20 protein-coding genes and 1 tRNA gene are annotated in these 25339 nt (G+C 65.3%); 10 read left to right on the top strand and 11 right to left on the bottom strand.

All coding sequences use genetic code 11. The annotated features are described in order from the left end of the window. Window positions 1-35 precede the first annotated feature (35 nt). From rpmH to yihA, 4 genes are read left to right on the top strand one after another with little or no spacing between them, the layout of a single operon-like run. A complete protein-coding gene (gene rpmH / locus ACWPV3_RS04685; protein WP_003164000.1) occupies window positions 36-170 on the top strand; it encodes a 50S ribosomal protein L34 in 135 nt (44 codons plus the stop codon). Window positions 171-199: 29 nt separating this feature from the next. Then, on the top strand, window positions 200-604 hold the full coding sequence (gene rnpA, locus ACWPV3_RS04680; RefSeq protein WP_292179203.1) for a ribonuclease P protein component: 405 nt from the start codon (window positions 200-202) through the stop codon (window positions 602-604). Beyond that, window positions 601-2397, top strand: a complete 1797-nt coding sequence (gene yidC, locus ACWPV3_RS04675; protein ID WP_453977039.1) for a membrane protein insertase YidC — start codon at window positions 601-603, stop codon at window positions 2395-2397. The genes rnpA and yidC overlap by 4 nt, the downstream gene beginning before the upstream one ends. Beyond that, window positions 2394-3047: a ribosome biogenesis GTP-binding protein YihA/YsxC gene (gene yihA, locus ACWPV3_RS04670; RefSeq protein ID WP_292086163.1), complete on the top strand. Its 654-nt coding sequence runs from the start codon at window positions 2394-2396 to the stop codon at window positions 3045-3047. Before yidC ends, yihA begins: the two co-directional genes overlap by 4 nt. A 264-nt stretch (window positions 3048-3311) precedes the next feature. Here the strand turns inward: yihA and ACWPV3_RS04665 are convergent, their stop codons facing one another. After that, window positions 3312-6158, bottom strand: a complete 2847-nt coding sequence (locus ACWPV3_RS04665; protein ID WP_453977038.1) for a M16 family metallopeptidase — start codon at window positions 6156-6158, stop codon at window positions 3312-3314. 207 nt (window positions 6159-6365) lie between these two features. On the opposite strand from ACWPV3_RS04665, the gene ACWPV3_RS04660 reads away from it, so the two are divergent. Then, window positions 6366-7604, top strand: a complete 1239-nt coding sequence (locus ACWPV3_RS04660; RefSeq protein WP_292086165.1) for an argininosuccinate synthase — start codon at window positions 6366-6368, stop codon at window positions 7602-7604. On the opposite strand, the gene ACWPV3_RS04655 is transcribed toward ACWPV3_RS04660, so the two are convergent. The 4 genes from ACWPV3_RS04655 to ACWPV3_RS04640 all read right to left on the bottom strand — a co-directional run bounded on the left by ACWPV3_RS04655 (window position 7601) and on the right by ACWPV3_RS04640 (window position 11908). After that, window positions 7601-8902, bottom strand: a complete 1302-nt coding sequence (locus ACWPV3_RS04655) for a PQQ-dependent sugar dehydrogenase (RefSeq protein WP_453977037.1) — start codon at window positions 8900-8902, stop codon at window positions 7601-7603. The two genes, ACWPV3_RS04660 and ACWPV3_RS04655, sit on opposite strands and share 4 nt — an antisense overlap. Before the next feature lie 45 nt (window positions 8903-8947). Then, a complete protein-coding gene (locus ACWPV3_RS04650; RefSeq protein WP_453977036.1) occupies window positions 8948-9751 on the bottom strand; it encodes an ABC transporter ATP-binding protein in 804 nt (267 codons plus the stop codon). A 51-nt stretch (window positions 9752-9802) separates the two neighbouring features. Then, window positions 9803-11122 carry an acetyl-CoA hydrolase/transferase family protein gene (locus ACWPV3_RS04645; RefSeq protein WP_453977035.1) on the bottom strand — a complete coding sequence of 440 codons (1320 nt, stop codon included), beginning with the start codon at window positions 11120-11122 and terminating at the stop codon, window positions 9803-9805. An 81-nt stretch (window positions 11123-11203) separates the two neighbouring features. Further along, window positions 11204-11908 carry a phosphatase PAP2 family protein gene (locus ACWPV3_RS04640; protein ID WP_313454221.1) on the bottom strand — a complete coding sequence of 235 codons (705 nt, stop codon included), beginning with the start codon at window positions 11906-11908 and terminating at the stop codon, window positions 11204-11206. Window positions 11909-12314: 406 nt separating this feature from the next. On the opposite strand from ACWPV3_RS04640, the gene ACWPV3_RS04635 reads away from it, so the two are divergent. Both ACWPV3_RS04635 and ACWPV3_RS04630 read left to right on the top strand, forming a co-directional pair. Further along, window positions 12315-14141 carry a ribonucleoside-diphosphate reductase subunit alpha gene (locus ACWPV3_RS04635; RefSeq protein ID WP_453978501.1) on the top strand — a complete coding sequence of 609 codons (1827 nt, stop codon included), beginning with the start codon at window positions 12315-12317 and terminating at the stop codon, window positions 14139-14141. Between the two features lie 173 nt (window positions 14142-14314). Beyond that, window positions 14315-15160: a lipid A-modifier LpxR family protein gene (locus tag ACWPV3_RS04630; RefSeq protein WP_453977034.1), complete on the top strand. Its 846-nt coding sequence runs from the start codon at window positions 14315-14317 to the stop codon at window positions 15158-15160. Between the two features lie 7 nt (window positions 15161-15167). Here the strand turns inward: ACWPV3_RS04630 and ACWPV3_RS04625 are convergent, their stop codons facing one another. Next, window positions 15168-16925, bottom strand: a complete 1758-nt coding sequence (locus ACWPV3_RS04625; protein ID WP_453977033.1) for a gamma-glutamyltransferase family protein — start codon at window positions 16923-16925, stop codon at window positions 15168-15170. 149 nt (window positions 16926-17074) lie between these two features. On the opposite strand from ACWPV3_RS04625, the gene ACWPV3_RS04620 reads away from it, so the two are divergent. Then, window positions 17075-17151 (top strand) — tRNA-Arg (locus ACWPV3_RS04620). On the opposite strand, the gene ACWPV3_RS04615 is transcribed toward ACWPV3_RS04620, so the two are convergent. From ACWPV3_RS04615 to ACWPV3_RS04605, 3 genes are all read right to left on the bottom strand, one after another. Beyond that, window positions 17122-18789, bottom strand: a complete 1668-nt coding sequence (locus ACWPV3_RS04615) for a recombinase family protein (protein ID WP_453977032.1) — start codon at window positions 18787-18789, stop codon at window positions 17122-17124. The genes ACWPV3_RS04620 and ACWPV3_RS04615 overlap by 30 nt on opposite strands. 490 nt (window positions 18790-19279) lie before the next feature. Beyond that, window positions 19280-19531, bottom strand: a complete 252-nt coding sequence (locus tag ACWPV3_RS04610; RefSeq protein ID WP_453977031.1) for a sigma-70 family RNA polymerase sigma factor — start codon at window positions 19529-19531, stop codon at window positions 19280-19282. Continuing rightward, the gene (locus ACWPV3_RS04605) at window positions 19528-19932 is read right to left on the bottom strand and encodes a hypothetical protein (protein WP_453977030.1); all 405 of its coding nucleotides are present in this window, start codon (window positions 19930-19932) and stop codon (window positions 19528-19530) included. Before ACWPV3_RS04605 ends, ACWPV3_RS04610 begins: the two co-directional genes overlap by 4 nt. A 204-nt stretch (window positions 19933-20136) precedes the next feature. On the opposite strand from ACWPV3_RS04605, the gene ACWPV3_RS04600 reads away from it, so the two are divergent. Together ACWPV3_RS04600 and ACWPV3_RS04595 are read left to right on the top strand one after the other, a co-directional pair. Then, complete coding sequence (locus ACWPV3_RS04600; RefSeq protein WP_453977029.1) at window positions 20137-20367, top strand: helix-turn-helix domain-containing protein; 231 nt, start codon at window positions 20137-20139, stop codon at window positions 20365-20367. Window positions 20368-20661: 294 nt separating this feature from the next. Next, complete coding sequence (locus ACWPV3_RS04595; protein WP_453977028.1) at window positions 20662-23826, top strand: Eco57I restriction-modification methylase domain-containing protein; 3165 nt, start codon at window positions 20662-20664, stop codon at window positions 23824-23826. A 142-nt stretch (window positions 23827-23968) separates the two neighbouring features. Here ACWPV3_RS04595 and ACWPV3_RS04590 read toward each other — a convergent pair whose 3' ends face one another. Next, window positions 23969-24394, bottom strand: coding sequence for a hypothetical protein (locus ACWPV3_RS04590; protein WP_453977027.1), 426 nt, complete (start codon window positions 24392-24394; stop codon window positions 23969-23971). Continuing rightward, window positions 24391-25248, bottom strand: a complete 858-nt coding sequence (locus ACWPV3_RS04585) for a ParA family protein (protein WP_453977026.1) — start codon at window positions 25246-25248, stop codon at window positions 24391-24393. Before ACWPV3_RS04585 ends, ACWPV3_RS04590 begins: the two co-directional genes overlap by 4 nt. Window positions 25249-25339: the final 91 nt, after the last annotated feature.

The following is a 25339-nucleotide window of genomic DNA, read 5'->3' as shown; positions in this document are numbered from 1 at the left end:
CCCGTCGCCCAACCTTTTAACGTCAGGAGCCGACCGTGAAGCGGACCTATCAGCCGTCGCGACTCGTGCGCAAGCGCCGTCACGGCTTCCGCAGCCGGATGGCCACCAAGAACGGCCAGAAGATCGTTGCGCGCCGTCGCGCCAAGGGCCGCAAGCGCCTGACGGCGTAAGCGGCTCTCGCGTCCGGGACCAAGGACGCATGAGCGACCCTTTACAGATCAAACGTCTGTTGCGGCGGCCCCAGTTCCTGGCGGCCGCCAAAGGCGTTTCCGAGGCCCGCGGCGGCGTGGTGATCCAGCGGCTGGAGCGGGGCGACGGTTCGCCGCACGTCGGCATGGGCTTCACCGCCACCAGGAAGATCGGCGGCGCCGTCCAGCGCAACCGCGCCAAGCGACGCCTGCGTCAGGCCGCCCGCGCCCTTTTGCCCGACCACGGCGTCCCCGGCAGCGACTATGTCTTCATCGCCCGCATGGGCACGACCGAGCGCGCCTGGGACCGTTTGCTTGACGACGTGAAATCGACGCTTACAAGGCTGGCGAGACCGAAGGCCGACACGCCCTCGCCCGCCCGCGCCCCTTCCGGCCAGGACCGCCAGAATCCATGAAAAACGAGAACTCGCGCAACACGATCATCTTCATCGTGTGCTCGGCCCTGATCCTGGGTATCTACTATTTCACCGTCCTGCGCCCGCAGGCCGAGCGCCGCGCCATGCAGCAGCGCGCCCACGCCGAACAGTCGCAGTCGGCCGACAACGCCGCGCGCACGGCGCTGAGCCCCCAGGCGTCGACCTTCGTGACCAGCCGCGCCCAGGCCCTGTCGGGCGCCGCGCGCGTGCCGATCCAGTCGGGCACGCTGAAGGGCTCGCTGTCGCTGCAGGGCGGCCGCATCGACGACCTGTTCCTGACCGACTATCGCGAGGCCCAGGACAAGCCTGACCCGGTGGAGCTGTTCCGCCCGCAGGGCATGCAGAACGCCTATTTCGCCCAGTTCGGCTGGACCGGCCCCAACGTCCCCGGCGGCGTTCCCGGCCCCAACACCGTCTGGCGCCTGACCAACGGTTCGACCCTGACGCCGACCACGCCGATCACCCTGACCTGGGACAACGGGCAAGGTCTGCGCTTCACCCGCGTGGTGTCGGTCGACGACAGATACGTCTTCTCGGTTCAGGACACGGTGCAGAATCTGGGAACCCAGGCCATCACCATCGCCCCCTACGGCAGCGTCCAGCGTCTGGGCGTGCCCCAGGCCGCCGGCTCTTCCCACATCGTCCACGAAGGCGCCATCGGCACCTTCGGCAAGCCGGGCGACTATCGGACCGAGCAGAAGAAGTACAAGGACTGGCTGAAGGAGCCCCGCATCGAGAACGCCTCGACCGGCGGCTGGCTGGGCATCACCGACAAATACTGGCTGGCGGCCCTGCTGCCCCAGCAGAACGAGGCGGTCGAAACCGAGTTCCGCGTGCGTGAGAACGGCGGCGCCCAGCAGCTGGAAGCCAATGTCCTGGGCACGACCCGCACCATTCAGCCGGGCGGAACCGCGACCGAGACCCAGCGCCTGTTCGCCGGGGTCAAGCGCGCCGAGGTGCTGAAGGCCTATGAGCAGTCCCTGCACCTGCCGCGCTTCGTCTATGCGATCGACTGGGGCATGTTCTGGTTCCTGACGCGCCCGATCTTCTGGGTGCTGGAGAACGTCTATGGCTTGGTCGGCAGCTTCGGCGTCGCCATTCTGGCCCTGACCGTCATCGTCAAGCTGATCATGTTCCCGCTGGCCAACAACGCCTACGCCTCGATGTCCAAGATGCGGAACCTCCAGCCCAAGATGGAGGAGATCAAGAAGAAGTTCAAAGACGACCCGCAGAAGCAGCAGCAGGAGACCATGGCCCTGTATCAGCGGGAGAAGATCAATCCCGTGGCGGGCTGTCTGCCTCTGTTGCTGCAGATTCCGGTCTTCTACGCCCTCTACAAGGTGCTGACCGTCACCATCGAGATGCGCCACCAGCCGTTCCTGGGCTTCATCCACGACCTGTCGGCGCGCGACCCCTCGTCGATCTGGAACCTGTTCGGCCTGATCCCCTGGGATCCCGCGGCGGCGCCGCTGATCGGCGGCCTGCTGGGCGGTCCGCTGCACCTGGGCCTTCTGGCCATCGCCTACGGCTTGACCATGTGGCTGCAGACGGCGATGAACCCGCCGGCGGCCGACCCGATGCAGCGTCAGATCTTCCAGTTCATGCCGCTGGTCTTCACCTTCATCATGGCGCCCTTCGCGGCGGGCCTCTTGGTCTACTGGGCCTGGTCGAACATCCTGACCATCCTGCAGCAGTACGTCATCATGCACCGCTACAAGGCCGAGAACCCGATCGACGCTTTCTTCGCCCGCTTCAAGAAATCACCGGCGTGATCGAAGAGACCGAGTTCACGCCCGAGGACATCGAGGCCGCGCGCATCCTGTTCGCGCGGCCCGCGACCTTCGTCATGGGCGCGGCCAAGATCGAGCAGCTGCCCGATCCCGACCTGCCCGAAATCGCCTTCGCCGGCCGCTCCAACGTCGGCAAGTCCAGCCTGATCAACGGCCTTGTGGGCATGCACAAGCTGGCCCGCGCCTCCAACGAGCCGGGCCGCACGCGCGAGGTCAACTTCTTCGATCTGGACGGCCGTATGCGTCTGGTCGACCTGCCCGGCTATGGCTGGGCCAAGGCGTCCAAGACCACGGTCAAGAAGTTCCAGGACCTGGGCCGCGACTATCTACGCGGGCGGGTGACGCTGAAGCGGGTCTATCTGCTGATCGACAGCCGCCACGGGCTGAAGAGCGTGGACGCCGAGGCGCTGGACGCCCTGGATATGGCCGCCGTCAGCTATCAGATCGTCCTGACCAAGGCCGACAAGCTGAAGAAGGGCGAGGGGGAGAAGGTTCAGGAGGCCACGCTGAAGGCCATCTCCAAACGCCCCGCCGCCTTCCCTGTGGTCGCCCTGACCTCGTCCGAAAAGGGCCTGGGCCTGCCCGAACTGCGCGCCGAGATCATGCGCACGACCGGCGCGACGCTGGACTGAAAACCGCCGTCACGGGCGACCCGCCGCCGTGTAGGTCCAAGCGACATTCAGCCTCTAATCGTCATTCCGGGGCATGCGCGTCTGGCGTTGAATGCATCCGGCTGGGTGGCCGTATCACTGGCTTTCGGGTTCTTCGCTCTGCTCAGCCCCGGAATGACGAATCAGGATGTCGGCGCACCGGATGTCGATTGGACCTGACGCCAGAAGCCAAAGAAAAGGCCCGGAGATCGCTCTCCGGGCCTTCGTCGTTTCGCCTGTCGGTCCTTACTGCGTCGCCGCAGCCCGCACCTCGACCGGAATGCCTAGCGCGTCCAGCTGCGGCTTGACCTTGGCGGCGTCGCCCACGACCACCCAGACGAACCGGGCCGGGTCGATGGCGGCGCGCGCGGCGGCGTCCAGCTGGTCCGCCGTCAAGGCGTTGGTGCGCGCCGCGACCGTTTCCGGATAGTCGTCCGGACGACCCAGCATGTCGTTGGTCCGCAAGGCCCCCAGCACGGCGCCGGAGGTTTCGTAGCTGCCGGCCAGACGGCGGGTGTTGCCGTTGACCGTCCGCTCCAGCTCGGCCGGGGTCACGCCCTTGCCGCCCTTCAGGAAGTCGTTGAACTGGGCGTTCAGGGCCGCAATGGCCGGGCCCGTCTGGTCGGCCTGGACCGGCGCCGTCACCAGATAGGGCACGCGGTGCTGGAAGCCGGAGACGGAGGCGTTGACGCCGTAGGACCAGCCCTTGGTCTCGCGCAGGTCCGAGTTGATGCGTGACAGGAAGTCGTTGCCCAGGACGTTGTTCGCCGCGTTCAACACCAACAGGTCGTCCGTACCCGAGGCGTCCAGCACCTCGCCGCCCATGATGAAGGACTGGGGCGACTGCGGACGGTCGATCAGCACGATCTTGGGCGTCGCCGCCGGGATCGGGGCCGAGAAGTCCTTGACCGGCTTGGCCGAGGCGGGCGGGACCCACTGGCCCAGCTGGGCGTTCAGGATCGGCAGGATTTCGGCCAGAGGCTTGTCGGAGACGACGAAGATCTTGGCGTTGTCCGGGCGAATCCACTTGGCGTAGTCGGTGCGGATGTCGGCTTCGGTGATCGACCGAACGCTGGCCTCGTCGCCGTTGCCGCTGAACGGACGGCCATAGGGGCTGTTTGCCCCGTACAGCAGTTCCGGCAGGGCGCGACTGGCCAGGGCGGCCGGCTGGGTCCGTTCGGCGGCGATCCGCGACAGCCGCGCGGCGCGCAGGCGCTCCAGTTCGGCCGGGGCGAAGGCCGGGGTGCGGATCACCTCGGCTAACAGGCCGACCGACGGGGCCAGGTTCGGCGTGACCGCGTTCAGGCTGATCACCGACCGGTCCATCGTCGCGCCGGTCGATATCGTGGCCCCCAGGGCTTCCTGCGCCTCGGCCAGCTGGGTGGCGTTGCGCGTGCGGGTGCCCTCGTCCATCAGGTCCAGCATCAGGGTCTGCAGCCCCAGTTTGGCGACGTCGTCCGCCGCCAGGCCGGCGTCGAAGTCCACGGCGATCTTGGTCACGGGGACGGCGTCGCGTTGGGCGTAGACGACCTCCATGCCGTTGGACAGCCGCGCGCGCTCGACGGCCGGGAAGTCGACGTTGGCGACCTGGCCGATCTCGGGCTTGGCCATCCGCGCAACCCGCTCGATGGGGGGCGCGGGGGTGTGGTTGGCGCCGGCCGGATTGGTCGCCGCTTCCTGATAGGCTTCGCGATCCCCGACCAGGGTCGTCAGCGTATAGGCCGGACGGGTCAGCCACTTCTGCATGGCCGCCTGGACCTGGGCCGGGGTGACGGCGGCATAGGCGGCCAGCTGCTTCTTGTAGAACTCGGGATCACCCGCATACAGTTGACCCTCGGCCAGAGCCACGGCCTTGCCGCCGAAGCCGCCGACCTGTTCCAGCCCCTGGATGCGGCGCGAGACGTATTGCGTCTTGACCCGCTCGACCTCATCGGCCGTCGGGCCGTCGGCGATCAAGCCGTTCAGGATTTCGCGCGCGCGCGCCTCGACGGCGGCAGGATCCTGTCCCGGCTTGATGTTTAGCGTGATCTCGAAGATGCCGATCCGGTGGTAGGCGCCGTTGCCGGCGCTGACCGACACAGCCGTCTGCTCGCCCCGCACCAGTTCATTGTCCAGGCGCGAGGACGCCAGGCCGCCCAGCACCGAGGCGCCGACGCTCAGCGGCACCGAATCCGGGTCCAGCATGCCGGGCACCGCCCAGCTGATCTCGACCTGGGCGTTGGCGACGCGGTCGCGTATGGTTTCGTTGACCGGCGCGGCCAGGGTCGGGACGGGCGCCTGTGCCGGGTTGTTGACCGGGCCGCGCGGGATCGGACCGAAATACTTCTCTGTCAGCTGCCGCGCCTGGGCCGGAGTGATGTCGCCGGCCAGCACCAGCACGGCGTTGTTCGGGCCGTAGTTGGAGCGGAACCAGTCGCGCACCGTCTCCATCGAGGCGGCGTCTAGATCGGCCATCGAACCGATGGTCGAGTGGCGATAGGGATGCCCTTCGGGGAACAGGGCCTCCAGCTGCTTGTACTGGTTCAGGCCGTAGGGCTGGTTGTCGCCCTGGCGCTTCTCGTTCTGGACCACGCCCCGCTGCAGATCCAGCGTCTCCTGGGTGATGGCGCCCAGCATATAGCCCATGCGGTCGCTTTCTAGGAACAGGGCCTGTTCCAGCGCCTGGGTCGGCACGGTCTCGAAATAGTTGGTGCGGTCGAACCAGGTGGTGCCGTTCATGTCCGTCGCGCCCATGTTGCGCATCGGGGTGAAATAGCTGCCGGGGGCGTTTTCCGAACCGCCGAACATCAGGTGTTCGAACAGGTGGGCGAAACCGGTCTTGCCGGCCGGTTCATCCTTGGACCCGACATTGTACCAGACCGAAACGGCGACGACCGGCGCCTTGTGGTCTTCGTGGACCAGCACAGTCAGGCCGTTGTCCAGAGTGAACCGGGTGTAGGGAATATCCACTTCGCGGACCAGTTCGGACACGGGCGCGGCCTGGACGGCCGGCGCGGCGGCCGGGGCGTTCCGGGCGGCGGGAGCCGAGGCCCAGACAGGGGTGGAAACCGCCAGAAGGGCGGCGGCGGCGACGAGAGACCCGGTGCGGCGCATGAAAGCAGACATCCTTGGATTCCAGATGCCCGAACCATAACCGGGGTCGCCCGTGTGACAACGCGGCGGATTGACCATGACAAAAGCTTAATCTTGGTGTGTCCCGTTGTCGGAAAAGGGGGCGGAAAAGGTTGCATCACCGGACCCCCGGTCTTATGCGCGCGTCAACTTCCCGTCCGCCGCCACCGCCTTGCTGAAAGAGCCGCCATGTCCGCCCCCGCCGACAAGCCCGTCAAGAAAGTCGTCCTCGCCTATTCCGGCGGCCTGGACACCTCGATCATCCTGAAGTGGCTCCAGACCGAATATAACGCCGAGGTCGTGACCTTCACCGCCGACCTGGGCCAGGGCGAGGAGCTTGGCCCGGCGCGCGAGAAGGCGCTGAAGCTGGGCATCAAGCCCGAGAACATCTTCATCGACGACCTGCGCGAAGAGTTCGTGCGCGACTTCGTCTTCCCCATGTTCCGCGCCAACGCTCAGTACGAGGGCGACTATCTGCTGGGCACCTCCATCGCCCGTCCGCTGATCTCCAAGCGCCAGATCGAGATCGCGCGTCAGGTCGGGGCCGACGCCGTCTGTCACGGCGCGACCGGCAAGGGCAACGATCAGGTCCGGTTCGAACTGGGCTACTATGCGCTGGAGCCCGACATCCGCGTCATCGCCCCCTGGCGCGAGTGGGAGTTCCGCAGCCGCGAGGCCCTGCTGGACTTCGCCGAAAAGAACCAGATCCCGATTTCCAAGGACAAGCGCGGCGAGGCGCCGTTCAGCGTCGACGCCAACCTTCTGCACTCCTCGTCCGAGGGCAAGGTGCTGGAAGACCCGGCGGTCGAGGCCCCCGAGTTCGTCCACCAGCGCACCATCAGCCCCGAGGACGCGCCGGACGTGGCGACGGTCATCGAGATCGGCTTCGAAAAGGGCGATCCCGTCTCGATCAACGGCGAGGCCATGAGCCCGGCGACCCTGCTGACCGCCCTGAACCAGTATGGCCACGACAACGGGATCGGCCGTCTGGACCTGGTCGAGAACCGCTTCGTCGGCATGAAGTCGCGCGGCGTCTATGAGACGCCCGGCGGAACTATCCTGATCGCGGCCCACCGCGGCATCGAAAGCATCACCCTGGACGGCGGCTCCATGCACCTGAAGGACCAGTTGATGCCGAAATACGCCGAGTTGATCTACAACGGCTTCTGGTTCTCGCCCGAGCGCGAGATGCTTCAGGCCGCCATCGACCTGAGCCAGGAAAAGGTCTCCGGCACGGTCAAGGTCAAGCTGTACAAGGGCAATGTCTCGGTCATCGGCCGCGAAAGCCCCAACAGCCTGTACGACCAGGACCTCGTCACCTTCGAGGAGGGCGTCCAGGCCTACGACCACAAGGACGCCGCCGGCTTCATCAAGCTGAACGCGCTGCGTCTGCGCGTCCTGGCCAAGCGCGAGGCGCGCGAGGGCTAATCCGTTGGCCGGGCGATCCTCAGGATCGCCCGGCTGCGGTCGTCCGTGACCCAGATCGCGCCGTCGGCGGCGACGGCCATCACCACCGGCGATCCGCGCGGCTGGCGGCCCGCAACGGTATCCCAGCCGGGCGTCAGCACCTTGCCGCGTACGCTGGGCGCGCCAGTCGGATAGGGCGCCGAGCCGCGCGGATACAGGGCGTAACGCCCGCCGATGTCGGTCAGGGGCCGTCCCTGGTCGTCCGTCTCGGCCGCCACGATCCGCCCGCCCGTGCGGCGATAGCCGTGCCAGCTCATCAGCAGCCGGCCGCGAAGTTCGGGGAACATCGTCCCCTCGTAATAGATCAGGTCCAGCGGCGCGGCGTGCGGCGGCAGAAGCGCCACGGGCCGGACGCGCTGGCCGCACCGCGCCTGGGCCGCGCTCCAGCCCGGCAGGGGCGTGGCCAGATCGACGCAATAGGGCCAGCCGTAATCGCCGCCCCGGCGCAGGACGTTGATCTCGTCATAGGGATGGTCGGGCGTGGTCAGATCGACCGAATTCTCGCCCTGCAGGATCGTGCCCGACGGATGCCGAACCAGGGCGATGGAGTTCCTAAGGCCCGAGGCGAAGACCGTGCTGTCTTCGGCCCAGCGGCCGTCGCCCAGATAGGCGTGACGCCGCACCTGGGCCGTCCCGGCGCTGTCGATGCAGGCGCCAGAGGCCGTCGTGCGCGGCCGGCCCCGGTCGTCCACGCAGCGGTCGCTGGGCGCCCCGACATTGACCAGCAGCGCCCCGTCGCCGTCGAAGACGAAGCTGGACAGCGGGTGGCGATTGTCGTGCAGCCGGTTGTCGGGCAGGCCGCCGATCACCGTCCGCACAGTCGCCGCCGGATCGGCCGCGTCTGGGTCCAGCGTCAGGATGCGGTTCATCTCGGACACATAGACCCGCCCGTCCGGACCGCGCGCCACGGTGTGGGGCATGGACAGGCCCTGGGCCAGCCTGCGCCAGCGCGCCGAGCCGTCCGGCGCGAACGACAGCCGCCACACCGAACCCCGCCCCGCCTGCCAGCCGCCCAAGTCAGTGACCAGCCAATCGCCGCCGGACAGCGCCAAAAGACCCCGCGGCATCCGGGGGCCGTCGTTTGCCGTCCCCTGCCACACCAGCCCCAGACAATAGCCCGGCGCCATCCGCACCGTGGTCATCGGCCGCCCGCCGCACTGGCCTTCCGTCGCATAGACCCACTGGGCTGCACTGGCGCTGGCTGGGGCGCCGACGGCCGCGGCGATCAGAGCGAGGATCAAGAGCAGGGGACGCAGCATCAGGCGGCCAGCTTCTCCCTTTCCCCATCCTGCGGCAAGTCGACTTCAGTCCAGATGCGCCCAGAACCAGTCGCCGCGTCGGTCGACCGTGACGGGCAGGCCGAACAGGTCGCTGAGGACCGGGCGGGTCAGCAGGGCGTCCTTGGCCCCGTCCGCCAGCACCCGACCCTCGCGCAGCAGGACCAGATGGTCGATCTCGGGCAGGATTTCCTCGATGTGGTGGGTGATCAGCACCAGGGTCACGCCCGACCGCGCCACGTCGCGCAGCGCCTCCAGAAATTGCCGCCGCGTCGCCGGGTCCAGTCCGCCGCAGGGTTCGTCCAGCAGCAGGGCGCGGGGCTGGTGAACCAGGGCGCGGGCGATCAGCACCCGACGCGCCTCGCCGGTCGACAGGGTGGCCATCTTGCGCCCGATCAGATGTGCGACGCCCATCCGCCCCAGCGCCTTGCGGCTGGCGTAGCGCATCGCCTCGGTCACGACGTGGTTCCACGCGCCGCGTGCGGCGAAGAAGCCGGACACGACCGCGTCGAACACCTCCAATCCCTCGTCGCTGGTGAAGTCGGACTGGACAGCGGGCGACACCACGCCCAGCAGGCTGCGCAGCTCGAACACGTCCCAGTGGGCGCGGCCCAGAATGCGGACCTCGCCCAGGCGGCCGTCGCCGCCTGCGCCGACGGTCGGATAGATCTGGCGGGTGATCAGCTGGACCAGGGTGGACTTGCCCGACCCGTTGCGGCCCAGGATGGCGGTGTGGCGCCCCTCGGGCAGGGTCAGGGTGACGCCGTTCAACAAGGCGCGGTCGCCGCGCGCGACGCTGACGCGGTCTATCGACAGAAGCGGTGGAGGCATGGCCAAAAGCTTAGCCTTAGGCCGCACGAGACGGAACCCTTCGGGTCGGCTTCAGATCAGGCCCTGTTCGCGCGCCTCTCGCGTCAGGCCGTCGCGGAACTCGGGCGCGGCCAGGGCGATCAGGGCGCGCGCCCGTTCGCTGGTCGACTTGCCCTTCAGGTCAGTCCAGCCGTGTTCGGTGACGATGATGTGGGTGTCGTTTCGCGGCGTCGTCACCGGCCCGTCCAGCCGCGCCACGATGCGCGAGGCCGTCCCCTTCGCCGCCGTGGAATGGCAGGCGATGATCGACTTTCCGCCCTCCGAGCCATAGGCCCCGCGCACGAAGTCCAGCTGGCCGCCCGAGGCCGTGAACTGTCGTCCGTTCAGATACTCCGAACAACAGGCCCCGGTCAGATCGATCTGAAGCGTGGCGTTGACCGAGATCATCTTCGCATTGCGGGCGATCACCGCCGGATCGTTCACATAGGAGACCGGATGGGCCTCCAGGCCGCGATTGCCGTTCAGGAAGTCGTAGGTGTTCCGGTCCCCCATCGAAAATGCGAAGACGCCGACGCCGGGGTGCAGGGTCTTTCGGGAATGATCGGCCGCCCCCGCCTGCATCAGCTCCACCAGGCCGGGCGTCAGCATCTCGGTATGGACGCCCAGATGGCGGTGGTCCTTCAGCGCGTCGCAGACAGCGTTGGGCAGGGCGCCGATGCCCATCTGCAGGGTCGAGCCGTCCTCGACCAGATCGGCGATGGTCCGGCCGATGATCAGGTCCGCCGCCTGGGGCTGTGCCTTGGGCACGACCAGAAGCGGGGCGGCGTGTTCGACGATGGCGGCGACCCGTGACACATGAACGGTGCAGTCGCCGAACACGCGCGGCATATGCGGATTGACCTCGACGATCACCGTGCGCGCCGTCTCGGACACCGGTTTGGCGTAGTCGGTGTTCGTGCCGAAGGAGAAGAAGCCGTCCTCGTCCATCGGCGACACGGTGCAGATCAGCGTATCCACCCGGACCTCGTGGCACAGCAGGCGCGGCGACTGCTGAAAGCCCGTGGGGATGAACTGGACCGGATTGGGCCGGCCGGCGTCGCGCGCCCTCTGCTCCAGCCCGCGTTCGATGGCCGTATGGAACAGGCTCCACGGCCGGATGCGCCCCATCAGTTCGTCGCGCAACACCGTCTGGCCGGCGATGGCGGTGCTGAGCAGATAGTAGAGGTTGACGTCCTCGACCTCTCCCCGCTCGGCCCGGTCGGCCAGGGCCTTCAGCAGGGCCGGCGGCTGGGACGCCCCCAGCCCCATGACGACCTTGGCGCCCGAGGCGATCAGGGCGGCGGCCTGGTCGGGGGTCTTCAGCCGTTCGGCGTAGAGGCGGGCGGCGGTCATGGGGTCTCTCCGTCCTACGCCCCTCTCGCGATCCCGGGGGCGTCCAGAATCACTATCCTCTCTCGAAAGCGGCGCGCGCCGCTAGACTTTCGTCGCGGCCTGCGTTCGTTCCCGCGCCTCATGATCCTGCAACGATGCATGACGCCGCTTCTGGAACCGCTCGACGGCGTAGGCGGCCAGCCACAACACCATGGCCCAGGCGGCGCCCACGGCCCAGCCGGCGATGACGTCCGAGGCCCAGTGCGCGCCCAGATAGATGCGCGTCACCCCCACCAGCAGGGCCAGAAGGACGCCGACGCCCAGCACCAGAGCTTTCAGCCGCTTCTGTGGAAAGGCGCGGGTCAGCATGACGGCGACGGTCAGATAGAAGACAGTGGACAGAAGCGCATGGCCGGACGGGAAGCTGGCGTTGATCGTCTCCACCGCCTGGACGGCGACGGGCGGTCGTTCGCGTTCGAACACCGCCTTCAGCCCTTCGCTGAGCGCGACCCCGCCCGCCAACCCCAGCGGCAGCAGGACCGCCGACAGCCATTTGCGCTGCGCCACCAGAAAGACGATCACGATCAGGGCGAACAGGCCCAGCACCGATATGCCGCCCAGCGCGGTGATGTCGGCCGCCGCCTCCTTCAGCCACCACGGCCCCCACGGTCGGCCGGGATCGTCGGCGTAGGGCCGCATCAGGGCCAGGACATGATGGTCGAAGGCCTGGCCGTCGGCCTCGGTCATGTCGTCGGCGACCTCGACGAAGACCAGCACCCCGGTCGCCGCGACGAACAGGGCGCTCAAGACGGCCAGTTCTGTCCGGGCCTTCGCCACGAGACGTGTCAGAAAGGGACGATCGAGCGCAGGGGTCATAGGGGACTGGAACGGCGAAGCTGGCGGCGCGTTCCGATCACGCGTTCGTGATGTTTTGACGCAGGGCCGTCATCGGCATGTCGCAGGCTTGAGCTCAGGCTTTTCAACAGCGTGAGAACAGTTGTCCGACCGATTCGCCCACAAAGGCCGACGTCAACCCGTTGACGGGTCATTAGGCATATGCGCCCTATATGTGGGCTCGGGGAGCGTGAACGCCACTAGATGATGTGGTCGAAGCGCAGGTGGCTCTAGGCTGTTTCTGTTCAGGACGCGGATGATCATGGCTGGCGGCGAGGCGTTGAAGACGACCGAATTCCAAGGTGTTGCGGCGACGCCGATGCCTGAACGGCCGCATCTGACCGTGGTGAAATCGGTCCAGGTGGACCGGTCGCGCGACGATCTGCTGACCGATTTCGGCAAGAAGACGCTGGAAGACCGCTATCTGCTTCCGGGCGAAAGCTATCAGGACATGTTCGCCCGGGTATCGACCGCCTTCTCGGACGACGCCGACCACGCCCAGCGCCTGTATGACTATATGAGCCGCCTGTGGTTCATGCCCGCCACCCCGGTCCTGTCGAACGGCGGCGCCGACCGCGGCCTGCCGATCTCCTGCTTCCTGAATGCGGTGGGCGACAGCCTGGACGGCATCCAGAACGTCTGGAACGAGAATGTGGCCCTGGCCTCGAACGGCGGCGGCATCGGCACCTACTGGGGCGGCGTCCGCTCCATCGGCGAAAAGGTCAAGGGCGCGGGCAAGACCTCGGGCATCATCCCCTTCATCCGCGTGATGGACAGTCTGACCCTGGCGATTTCGCAGGGGTCGCTGCGTCGCGGTTCGGCCGCCGTCTATCTGGACATCCACCACCCGGAAATCGAGGAGTTCCTGGAGATCCGCAAACCGTCGGGCGACTTCAATCGCAAGTCCCTGAACCTGCACCACGGCATCAACGTCACCGACGAGTTCATGGAGGCCGTCAAGGTCGGCGGAACCTTCGACCTGAAGTCGCCCAAGGACGGCGCGGTCATGAAGACTGTCGACGCCCGTTCGCTGTGGACCAAGCTGCTCGACATCCGCATGCAGACCGGCGAGCCCTATCTGATCTTCTCGGACACGGTGAACCGCCAGATGGCGCCGCACCAGCGCGACCTGGGCCTGAAGGTCAAACAGTCGAACCTGTGCGCCGAGATCATGCTGCACACCGGCCGCGACCACCTGGGCGTGGACCGGACCGCCGTCTGCTGCCTGTCGTCGGTCAACGCCGAGACCTTCCTGGAATGGCGCGAGGAGCCGCGCTTCGTCGAGGACCTGATGCGGTTCCTGGACAATGTTCTGGAGGATTTCATCCGCCGCGCCCCGCCCGCCATGGCCGCCGCCGTCTATTCGGCCAAGCGCGAGCGTTCGGTGGGTCTGGGCCTGATGGGCTTCCATTCCTTCCTGCAGGGTCAGGGCGTGGCCTTCGAAAGCGCCATGGCCAAGTCGTGGAACATGCGCCTGTTCAAACACCTGCGCCGCGAGGCCGACAAGGCCAGCCGCCTGCTGGCCGAAGAGAAGGGCCCCTGCCTGGACGCCGAGGAGCGCGGCGTGATGGAGCGGTTCAGCCACAAGCTGGCCATCGCCCCCACCGCCTCCATCTCGATCATCTGCGGCGGCACGTCTGCGGGCATCGAGCCGATCCCGGCCAACATCTACACCCACAAGACCCTGTCGGGCTCGTTCGCGGTCAAGAACCCCTATCTGGAGCGCCTGCTCGACGACAAGGGCATCAACACCGAGGCGGTGTGGAGCTCCATCCTGGAGCATGAGGGCTCGGTCCAGCACCTGGACGCCCTGACCGAGGACGAAAAGGGCGTGTTCAAGACCGCCTTCGAACTGGACCAGCGCTGGGTGGTCGAACTGGCCGCCGACCGCGCGCCGGAAATCTGCCAGGCCCAGTCGCTGAACCTGTTCATCCCCGGCGACGTCAACAAGTGGGACCTGCACATGCTGCACTGGTCGGCGTGGGAGCGCGGCGTGAAGTCGCTGTACTATCTGCGCTCCAAGTCGGTTCAGCGCGCGGCTTTCGCCGGCGCCGAGGACAAGGCCGAGGCCGAGATCGATCCGAACCAGCCCGACCTCTTCTCCATGCCCAAGACCGACTACGACGAGTGCCTGGCCTGCCAGTAAGGCCGACGCCGATCAGACCGTACAAAGGGCTCCGCAACGCGGAGCCCTTTTCGCATCGGGAACCCCGACCCGGTCGCCGTCGTTCAAAAGTGACGAAACCGTGTCGATAATGTCTGTTGGACTCCTGCGCCGGGTGGTGCAGGGTAAGGGCCAGCGGACGGTGGGGAGACCGAATGCGTTCGACGGCCTGGATCATCGGAATGGGAGGCGTGCTGGCGATGGCCGGCGCGACCGCCGCGACCGCCCAGATCCGGGTTCCCAACGCCTTTGACGACAGCCCGGCCCGGCCGGCCCTGCAACCCGGCGTCCACATCGACCCCCAGGCGCGTTTCGGGGGTGAAATCGACATCCCGTCGGCTTTGCGTCCCGCTGACAATAGCGCGGGCCTCGTCGCCACCACCCGCCACGACGTCTGGATCGACCGCGCCGACTTCACCGACCGGGTGACGCTGGAGACCGCCGGCCGCCTGCGTCGCGCCGACGGCTCGCCCCTGCCCGTCAGTCTGGGCGAGCGCGCCGAACTGTCGCCCGAAGCTTACGATCTGCGCTATGTGCGGGGCTTCCGAGGCGCGCATGGCCATACGCCCTCGGGCCTGGAGGTCAGCCTGACGCCCCACGCCGGCGTCGGCGTCGGCAGCGAGGGACGTTCCGCCGAGGCGGGCGTGACGCTGAAGATCGGCGAGGGCCTGGACCGGTTGGCGCCCGATGGCGACGAACGATTCGGCCAGCGTCCACGCTGGTATGTCTACGCCGCCGGATCGGGGCGGGCCGTCGGCTACAACTTCGCCCGCACGCGTGACGGCGACTACGCCCGCTCGGGCTACACCCAGGACCGCGGCGCCTTTCTGGGCGACGCCTCCATCGGCGTGGCCTATCGCCGGGGCGACGTTCAGACCTCGGTGGGCGTCGTCTATCGCGAGATCGACGCCGGCAAGGGTCTGCGCGGCGCGAACGGCCTGGACACCGACGTCAGCGAAGGGCTGATCGCCTTCCAGCTGTCGATCAAACCGCGCCGCTGATCCGACCCTAGCGGGCTTCCGACACCGCCACCCCTTCGCGTCGCGGATCCGCCCCGCCGTCCCATCGCCCATCGCGCCAGATGGCGCCATGAAGGCCCGAGGTCTCAGTCGCATTGGGTCGCAGCGTCATGCCCGCCCGCCCCAGGGCGTCGCGGATGTCCGGCGCCATCTGCTCGGTGTCGGCGCCGACCATAGACCCCCGCACCACCAGATTGGGCAAGGCGACGGCCTCGGCCATCGACAGGTTCCAGTCGATCACGCCGATCAAGGCCTTGGCCACATAGGCCAGGATGCTGGAGCCTCCCGGCGAGCCGACCGCACCGACCAGATTTCCCTGCCGATCAAGGATCAGCACCGGCGTCATGCTCGACCTCGGTCGCTTTCCAGCCGCCACCGCATTGGCGGCCGGATGGCCGTTCTCGGTCGGCGTGAAGGAGAAGTCGGTCAGCTGGTTGTTCAGGAAGAAGCCGTCCGCCATCCGCCCGCTGCCGAACAGGCTCTCGACCGTCGTGGTCATGCTGACGGCGTCGCCCTCCGCATCCACGACGACGAAATGGGTGGTGCCGCCCGGCTCGGCGGTGCGGTCCTCGCCCCGCGGAGGCGAGCCCGTCGGCCGGCCCGGCGACGCCGGTCCGTTCAGATTAGGCGCCAGGGCAGCGCGAGACGCCATATAGTCCGGGTCCAGCAGGCCCGCGATCGGCACGCCCACGAAGTCGGCGTCGCCGACGTAGCGGTCGCGGTCGGCGTACATCAGCCGCTGCAACCGCCCGAAGGCCACCCAGGCCTCGGGACTGTCGGCGCCCTTGGTTAGGTCCGGGGTCTGTTCCGCCATGCCCAGAAACTGCAGCAGCGACAGGCCGCTGGACGGCGGCGGCGGCACGCAGACGACATAGATTCGATACGGACGGCAGATCGCGTCGCGTCGCAGCGGACGATAGGCGGCGATGTCCGCCTCGGTGAGGCCGCCGGGGCGCGGGCCTTCCGCCACGGCGGCGGCGATGTCGCGTCCGATCGCCCCGCCATAGAAGACGCCCGGGCCGTCCTTGGCCAGACGCGCCACGGTATCGGCGTAGGCGGGGTTTTTCAGCAGGTCGCCCGCCTGATAGCGCCGTCCATCCGGGCGGGTGAAATAGGCGGTCGCCGCCGGCGTCTTGGCTTGGGGCGCATTGCCGTTGATCATTCCCGCCAGACGCGGGCTGACCACGAAACCGTCGCGCGCCAGACGCTCGGCGTCGCCGAACAGGTCACGCCAGGGCAGTTTGCCGTGATCCTTCTGCGCCATCGCCAGCATGGCCACCGCGCCCGGCGCGCCCGTCGACCGGCCGGACAGGATCGCATCGACGAAGCCCAGAGGCTTGCCATCCTCATAGAAGAGTTCGGGGGTCGCCGAGGCGGGCGCCGTCTCGCGTCCGTCATAGGCCGTGATCGCCCCGGTCCCTGCGTCATAGGCCATCAGGAAGGCGCCGCCGCCCAGACCGGACGATTGCGGCTCCACCAGGCCCAGCACCGCCTGGATCGCCACGGCGGCGTCGACGGCCGATCCCCCGCGCCGCAACACTCGCATCCCCGCCTCGACCGCCAGCGGATTGGCGGCGGCCACGAACGGCCCGTGCGCCCTGGTCCCCGTCGGATGCGGCGCATCAGCCAGGACGGAAGCCTGCGGAACCGTCGGCCCGGTCACGGGCCCGGTCTGAGCTCCGGTCTGGCAACCCGCCAGGACGACGGGCGCAAGCAAGGCGGCGAGGCAGCGACGAAGGGCGGTCATGAAAGAATCCGGACGGTGGGAAAGACGTCGTCCTCGGACCTAAGCCGTCATGACCGCCGAGCCAACCGTTCAATGCGGATAAACTGCAATCGCCCGCTTGCGTCCGCCCGATCCAGCGGTTAAAGACCCGCCCTCGCCGCAAGGCATGCGCACCCGTAGCTCAGCTGGATAGAGCACCAGACTACGAATCTGGGGGTCAGGAGTTCGAATCTCTTCGGGTGCGCCACTTCGGTTTAAAACCGAGAACTCCGCCAGCGGCGGCGTAACTTCCACCATCGCTAGACGCTAAGGCCCGCAGAAGCTCGGTTCGTGAGCCGATGATGCGCGCCTCTGTCTTGCTGATGACCTCCACCCGCTGGGTCAGAGCTCGGAGGTGATCCCGCCGATAGCCGCTGGTGCGATCCCGCAGCTTGCGCCGCGCGGCGCTGGCAAATCGGTTTAGAGCGTCCGTTGTGATCGTGGGCGCCAGCCGATCCACGGACGCGCTGATCCGCTCAGCATCTGCTCTGGCCTGATCGCGGACGCTGGAGAGTTCAGCGACGCGATCCTTCAGCGAGGCGTCGTCCGGCGACAGCAGACCGTTCTCGATAGCCTCGTAGAGCCGATTGAGCTTGGCGTCGGCCTCGGTGGCGCGCTTGCGCATCTCCGCTATGTGGCTGCGCCGCTGGTCGGCCCATTCCTCCCGCCGATCTAAAAGCTGTTCCATCAGCGCCGCTAGACGATGCGGATCGAGCAAGCGAGATTCGAGGTGGTCGATGATGGCGTCATCGAGTTTGTGCATCGGGACGGCGAGGCCCTTGCAGCCTGCCTCGCCCATGCGGGCCTTGGTCGAACAGGCGTAGTAGCGGTACTGGCCGCCCGCGCTGCCCTTGCCGGTTCTCAGCGTCATGGCGCCGCCGCATGCGCCGCAGAAGCAGATACCCGTCAGCAGGTTCGGGCCGGTGGAGACTCGCGGCGGCGTCCACTTCGGATTTCGGGAGGTGAGGCGCGTTCTGACAGCCTCGTGGTCCGCCTTCGAGACGATGGCGGGCACAGCCATGATGGCGTGTTCCGACTCAGGCTTCGGCGCCTTGGTCTTGTGGTCGCGAGTGTTGAACCGGTGCTCGCCCATGTAGGTCGTGCGGGTCAGGATCTGATGGACGGCGCTGATGCCCCAACGCCCGCCGTCGCGAGTGCGGACGTTCTGATCGTTCAGGCGTGTGGCGATGGTCTTCAAACCCATCGGCCCCTGCGCTCCGTCGCCGGTCAGCGCCCAGCGGTAGATGGTGCGGACTGTCTCGGCTTGGAGCGGGTCGATCTCCAAGGTCTTCTTGATCTTGGCCCCGCGCTGCTCGGCGGCGACGATGCGGTAGCCGATGGGCGGTCGGGCGCCGTTCCAAAAGCCCTGGCGGGCGTTCTCCTTCATGGCTCGGAGGGTGTGCTTGGCGTTCTCGCGAGATTGGTACTCGTCGAAGAGGGTCATGATCTGGCGCATCATCACGCTCATCGGATCGTCACCCAGCTCCTGGGTGATGGAGACGAGACGCACCCCGTTCTTCGCCAGCTTCCGAACGTAGAACTCAAACTGGAACTGATCGCGGAAGAAGCGTGAGAAGCTGTGCACCACGATCATGTCGAAGGCGGGCGGCTTCGTCAGCGCCGCCTCGATCATGGACTGAAAGGAAGGGCGCCGGTCGTCCGTAGCGGTGTTGCCCGGCTCGACATACTCAGCCGTCGCTTCCCAGCCCTTGACCTCGCAGTAGGCCTCAAGCTGGCGGCGCTGGTCAGGGATCGACAGATCGTTAACGGCCTGCCGCCCGGTAGAGACGCGGAGATAGAGGGCGGCGCGGGTCTGAACGCCGCTGGTCACTACGTTGCTGCTCATGTCCTGCTCCTCTCAGAGGCGCGGACCCAGAACCTCGTCGAGCACCTCGCCAAGCCACGCCTCCACCGCCTGAAGTTCAGCCGGGGTGATCGGGAGATCATCAGGCCAGGTGTCGGTGACGCAGACGGCCGATTGTACGCCAACTCGCCGGGCTTGCGGAGTCCGGCGCCGACGCGCCTCCGGCTCTGATGACGGCTGGACGTACATAGCCGCCAAGCTGATCGCTCTGAAACTGCGCGCATACCCGTAACCTTTCCCTCGGAAATCCTCGGCCGCCGCTTCATCGCAAAGCGGATCGATCCATCGATCACGCCCAGCCCTCAGCGGCGGCGGCAGACCGGGTCAACGCCTGCGGCGCTTGCCGCAGCCCGCAGGGCGCGAAGCGGGGTTGAAGCGGGCGGGCGGCGCTGCTCTCCACCCCAAAAATGAGGGTCAATACGGCTCCGCTTGTCAGACAATGCCGGCGCAAAGCCTATCCTGCCCTAGACCCTCATTTGCGTTTTAGCGGCTCCAATCCACTTGCTCCCTCGACGGCGCGGCTCAGCCGAACCAGCGCCTCCGCCAGACGCGTTTCGACCACCCTCTTCTCGATGCCCAAGTGCTCGGCGATCTGCTTCAAAGGCAATCCCGCGAAGCGATGGAGGACAAAGACGTCTCGACAGCGCCGGGGCAGTCGGTGGATCGCCCGAACAAGAACTTGGCGCTTGCGGTCTTCTTCGGAGGATGAGGGCGGCAGGGTCATTGATCTGTCCCACTGTCGATTCCTATCGCGGCCTCCACGGCGCTCAGAAAATCACAGATCACTTGGTCGGCGACTTCGGGCGGAAGCGGGAGGTCGGGCTTCATGCCGGAGCGCAGGGCGCCAGAAACATAAAGCGGGCCGAGCGCGGTAGCGAGTTCGGCAATGCCGTCAGGGACATCCTTGAATCCCAGCATCCGGACGCAGCGGAGCGACTTGCTAAGGTCGTGACGAAGCCAGACACGGGTCCAATCGTCAGAGAAGCCGCGATGCAGGAGATAGGCTTTGAGGCCCAACTCAATGGCGATGGCGGAGTGATAGGCCGACTGGGCGCCGACGCGGTCATCGCCTGTCCATGCCATCGCGTGGAAGCCTCGGGCGTTATGGGCGAAGGCAATGGCCAAGCGGCGCGCCGGAGGGCATCGCCTCCACTTCCGCTGCCTAGACAGTAGCCTCTGATCCTTAGGCATGCGTGACCTCCCGCGCAGCCGCCCGGTCGCTCAGAACATGCTGAACGGTGGAGTTTCGGAGTATTTCAGTTAGAGTTCAGCGGAATTCGCCGACTAAGTCAACGGAATTCCGCAACTAGTCGGAGATTTTCTCTAAAAATGATCAACCCCGCTCAAATTCGTATGGCTCGCGCTGGCCTAGGCATAAGCGTTAAAGTGCTCGCTGAACGTTCAGGTGTCGCTGACTCAACGATCCATCGGTTTGAAACGGGTCGCGGTGGCATGCATACGGGGACACTTGAACGCCTGCAGTCAGCGCTGGAAACTGCTGGTGCGATCTTTTTGCCTTCAGACACCTCAGGCGGACCGGGCGTTCGGTTACGGTCATGATCCGATCATGACAACTCTTGTGCTCGCCGATCACGAAATCCGACTTTTCATTGTCCAGTCTAATGGGCGTCAGATCCGGGTTCGGGAATCGTTACGGGATTGCCGAAATCGGGTTTATCGTGAATCGCTTTTTGAGAGCCAGAAAGGCCGTTTTGCTTCTCTCAGGGCTGAGGCAATGTTAACTGCGGCAGATATCCAGCTTCCATATCGGGCAATCTTGTTGCCGGGGGCACTTTGTATCGACCGTGGAGAGCCTCCGGCTATTCCCGGCGCAACGCTTAGCCGGGTGCTGTCTTGAGCGACCTTCACGTAAAACTCGCCAAGGATAATCCGAACTGGGCGAATGAAGAGGAAGTGAGGAAAGGCTGGCTCAAGCACATTGAGAACAGCCTGGGCATCACCTTCCACGCGGAACGCGGGCGCAACGACGCCTCCTACAACCAGGTCATCATCGAGTTCAAAGACCGAGGTTTGTTCAAGGGCAGCACGACCAGCGCCGCCTTCAGGGAAGCGGTCTTCGACCGGCTCGACAAATACATTCGACGTCGTGCCAAGGACGAGGGCCTTCCCGAAGAAGACTATATCGGGATAGCCATCGACGGGATGCACATCTGCTTTGCCTTCATGAAGGCTGGCGAGATCACCCACCGCAATCTCCTGCCGTTCAACGAAGCGTCGGTCGACCTAGTGGCGCAGGCCTGCGCAGACTCCAAACGGCGCGCCGTCACGTCAGACAATCTCGTCGAGGATTTCGGCCACAAGGGCGAGATCGGACGGACGGCGATGGCCGCGCTGGTCGCGATCTTGGAGCGTCAACTGACCGCGCCGGGCAATAACAAGATCAAGCTGTTGTTCGTCGAGTGGCGCACGCTTTTCGGCCAGGTCGCGGACCTGTCGAAAGCACAGGCGGCGGAGATCAGGAAGCACATCCCGTTCTCACCTAAACTGCCCCTTGCGGATGTGGTGTCAGCGTCGCTGTTTGTGATCCACTCTTACAACGCGTTCGTCATGAAGCTTCTGGCCGCAGAGATCGTGGCTCAGTATCGACTGACGGCGTTTCCGGACTTCTGCGAACACCTCCTTAGCTACGACGACGCAGGACTTCTCCACGCCCTGGACGTCGAGGTTGAACGCGGCGCCTTCTTTGAAGCTGCCCGCATCAAAGGCTTCGTCGAGGAAGCCGTCTTCTCCTGGTACGTTGACGGCAGCATTCCAGAGAAAGAGCGAGCCGACCTGTGCGCTGCGATCCGTCCTCTCCTGACGCAACTGGCGCTCTACAGGATGGACGACCTGACGGCCGCGCGTTCCCGCGACGTCCTCAAAACATTCTACCAAGCGCTCGTCCCCGAAACGCTGCGTAAGGCGCTTGGGGAGTTCTACACCCCTGACTGGCTCGTGGATGTGGCTTGTGATCGAGCCGAGATTGCCGACTGGAGCACCGCGCGGGTTCTTGATCCGACGTGTGGGTCCGGTTCTTTCCTCCTGGAAGCAATCCGACGCAAACGCCGGTTGGCGGAAGCCGCCGGTCGGTCCCCAGCCGAAACCCTAGCCGGGTTACTCAATCAGGTCTGGGGCTTTGACCTCAATCCGCTGGCTGTTCAAGCGGCTCGGGTGAATTTCCTGATCGCCGTGGCGGACCTTGTGGCGAGCGTCGGGATTGAAGTCGAACTGCCCGTCCTCTTGGCTGACGCGGTCTACTCGCCCGCGCAGCAGCCCGGAAAGGACGAGGACTATGTGGAATACGGCATCGGCAGCGCGCAGGCTAATCTCAACATCCGTCTACCGGCCGCCCTCGCTTTCGACCGTGTTCGCCTCGATGCGGCGTTCGTCGTCATGCACGCGGCCGTTCAGCAGGAAGACCCCTACACCACGGTCGAACAGCAGCTTGTGACCATGGGGCTCCTCAAATCGGAGGAAGCTGTCGAGTGGCGAGACGCCCTCACATCGACATACGACCAGATTCTGGAACTTCACCGGCAAGCCTGGAACGGCATCTGGTTCAGGGTGGTCCGAAACTTCTTCTGGTCCGCTGTCGCTGGCGAGTTTGATGCCGTAGTCGGCAACCCTCCGTGGGTGAGATGGTCCAACCTGCCGGAAGAGTATCGAGAGCGGATCAAGCCGACCTGCGAGCGCTATACGATCTTCTCGGAGACCCCGTATCACGGCGGCAACGAACTCGATATTTCGGGAATGATCACTTACACAGTCGCCGACAAATGGTTGAAGAACGGCGGTGCACTGGTCTTCGTGATCACCCAAACGCACTTTCAGTCGCCGTCATCGCAAGGCTTCCGAAGCTTCCGCATCGACCAAGATTCAAACCTCATCCCCGAACGGGTCGATGATCTGAAGCTTCTAAAGCCGTTCTCTAAAGTCGCGAACAAAACAGCGATTGTACGGATGCGGAAAGTGAGCTCCGACACCCTGACGGCATATCCAGTCCCCTATGCGGTCTGGGAAAAGAAGCCAGGCACCAGCGGGAGCATCCCCGAGGCCGAGACTAAGGCGGCGGTGCTCGCCCGCGTCACCCAAAAGTCTTGGGAAGCCACGCCGGTTGACGGCAGCAACTCACCTTGGGCGATCCTGCCGCCGGGACGCTTTCAGGACATGGCGAACATCCAAGGCAAGAGCGACTGGATTGCCGGAAGGAAGGGCATCACGACCGACCTGAACGGCGTCTACATGGTTCGAGTGCTCGCCGAGAACGCACAAACGGGACTGGTCCAAGTGGAGACTAGACCCGAGGCGGGTAAAACCGACATCGGCCCCGCCCGCACGTTCTGGATCGAGCCCACCTTGCTCTATCCGCTTCTCAAAGGTGCCGCCGACTTCTCGGCCTGCCACGTCCACATCAACGAGCAGCTATACGTGCTGGTGCCGAACACCGGCATCAATAAGGCTGACTACGTGGAAGCTGATCGAGTTTTGAACCAACTTCCGCAGACGAAACGATATTTTCAGCACTTCCAGACGCTTCTCGGCCGTCGCTCCACGTATAAGCAGCGCCAGAGCAGTGCGCCCTCGCACGTCGTCTACAATGCCGGTGCCTACACATTCGCCCCCTACAAGGTCGTATGGGCTGAACTATCGAACACTTTTGAGGCCGCCGTGGTGACAGATGCCGAGGTTCCTTTGGTCGGGCGGCGACCCTTTGTGCCCGACCACAAGGTCTACTTCGCCGACTTCGACGACGAAGACGAAGCCTACTTCGTGGCGGGGACGTTAAATTCGTCGCTGATTCAAGAGTATGTCGAGAGCCACACGATCCAGATTCAGGTAAGCAATATCTTCAAACACCTGAGCATCCCCACTTATGATCGTGACAATGTCGACCATCAGTCGCTGGTCAGATTAACGAAAAAAGCCCATGCAGCTGTTACGTCGCAGGAGCGTCAAGGTCTCCTGGCTGAAATCGATGTGGTGGCTGATCGGGTGTTGATTAGTATCATTGCAGCGTAGGGCAGTTCCTCTGCCGAACGCTGTCTCAGATGGTTATGTATTTAGCTCATCACCCATTGTAATATCGACGAAATCAAGGTGCAAACCTCCGGGCGCCGCATCTTGAAGCCCGCAGCCTGCATGAGAGATAACTGGGGTCGGGCTATTGAGCACGGAAGGCATCCCCTTTCGTCGCGCGGCCCAAAGCCAGTTCGACGATGCGATCAATCACCCTCTCTCGATCCTTCCATTTCATCACTAGCTTGCCGGGGTCCATGCCGTATTGGGCGACGACATCAAGAAGCTGCTCTAGATCAAGCCCGGAAAGCCCTCGTCGCAGGTTTGCCTCACCATTTTTCGCCAGATCAACAGGATCAAGAACAGCTGGGGTCCGCCGCCCGCCCTTGCGCTTTGTGTCCCCGTCAGGCTTCGGCGACACCTTCATCGCCGACTTCACTGCGGGTTTCGGCTTCGGCGCGGGTTTGGCCAGACTGAGCGCGGCCTCGATCCGATCGCGGAACTCGGCATTGCGGCCCGCTTCATCGACGATGATGGTGACCAGCGCCGTGAGAGTGCGTTTCAGGGTCATGCGTCGATCTCCAGCTTTTCGAGCAACTCCTGCGCCAGATCGATGTAGCGGGTAGCCAGATCGCCATATCCGTACTTCTGCTTGAGCGTGCGCCGGCTCGTCTGCAACTCTGCCGCCGCCGCAATCTGGTTAGCCTGACGGATCACCGTGTTAAATACTGGCGGATCGTTCTCGCGGCGCAGATCGCGCGAGACGTTGACGTGGATAGTCGATGATTCCTGATACTTCGTGATCACGATGCCGAGCGGCTCGATGTCCTCGCCGACCTCCTTCGAGAAATTCCCGACCCGCTTCACGATCTGCGGGATGCCGTAGGTCGACAGGACGTCCGGCACGGTGGGAATGATATAGCCCTCCGAAATGCGTAGGCCGTTCAGCGTGATAATGCCGAGGTTCGGCGGGCAATCCACGAGAACCAGATCATAGTCATCAAGGATCGATTTGACCGCGAGGCGGAGCAGGTCGATCGGCGTGACCGAATAGAACTGACCGGTAGGCGCACTGGCCAGCTTGTCTTGCACGTCGATGAGGTCGAGGCTCGACGGCAGAAGATCGACTTTCTCGGCACCCTGCACGTCGGACACGCCCTTCTGAAGCGTCTTCTTCAGGTCGAATGCCTTATGGTTGGGATCTAGCGCGTCCTTGAACAGCGTTGCGAGCGTCCAACCCTTCTCGTTGATCGCCTTCCACTTCTTCTCGCCAATCAGCATCGTGGTGGCGTTGGTCTGCGGATCGAGGTCGATCACTAGAATGCGCTTACCGAAACGCGACGCGAGCGTCTCGGCAAGCGCCACGGTCGTCGTCGTCTTGGCGACGCCGCCCTTCAGATTAATCAGCGAGACAACACGAGCCATCGGCACTTTCCTTTTCCTGAGCCAAATTTTGATCTGCCGCGTACGAAAGACGGGGCCAGCCTTGAGTTCTGTGAGCGGCTTGGGAAAATCG

The sequence above is a fragment of the Brevundimonas sp. Marseille-Q4549 genome (assembly GCF_976940555.1).
Note: the sequence above shows the minus strand (reverse complement) of the source record. Positions and strands in the feature narration are given on the sequence as shown.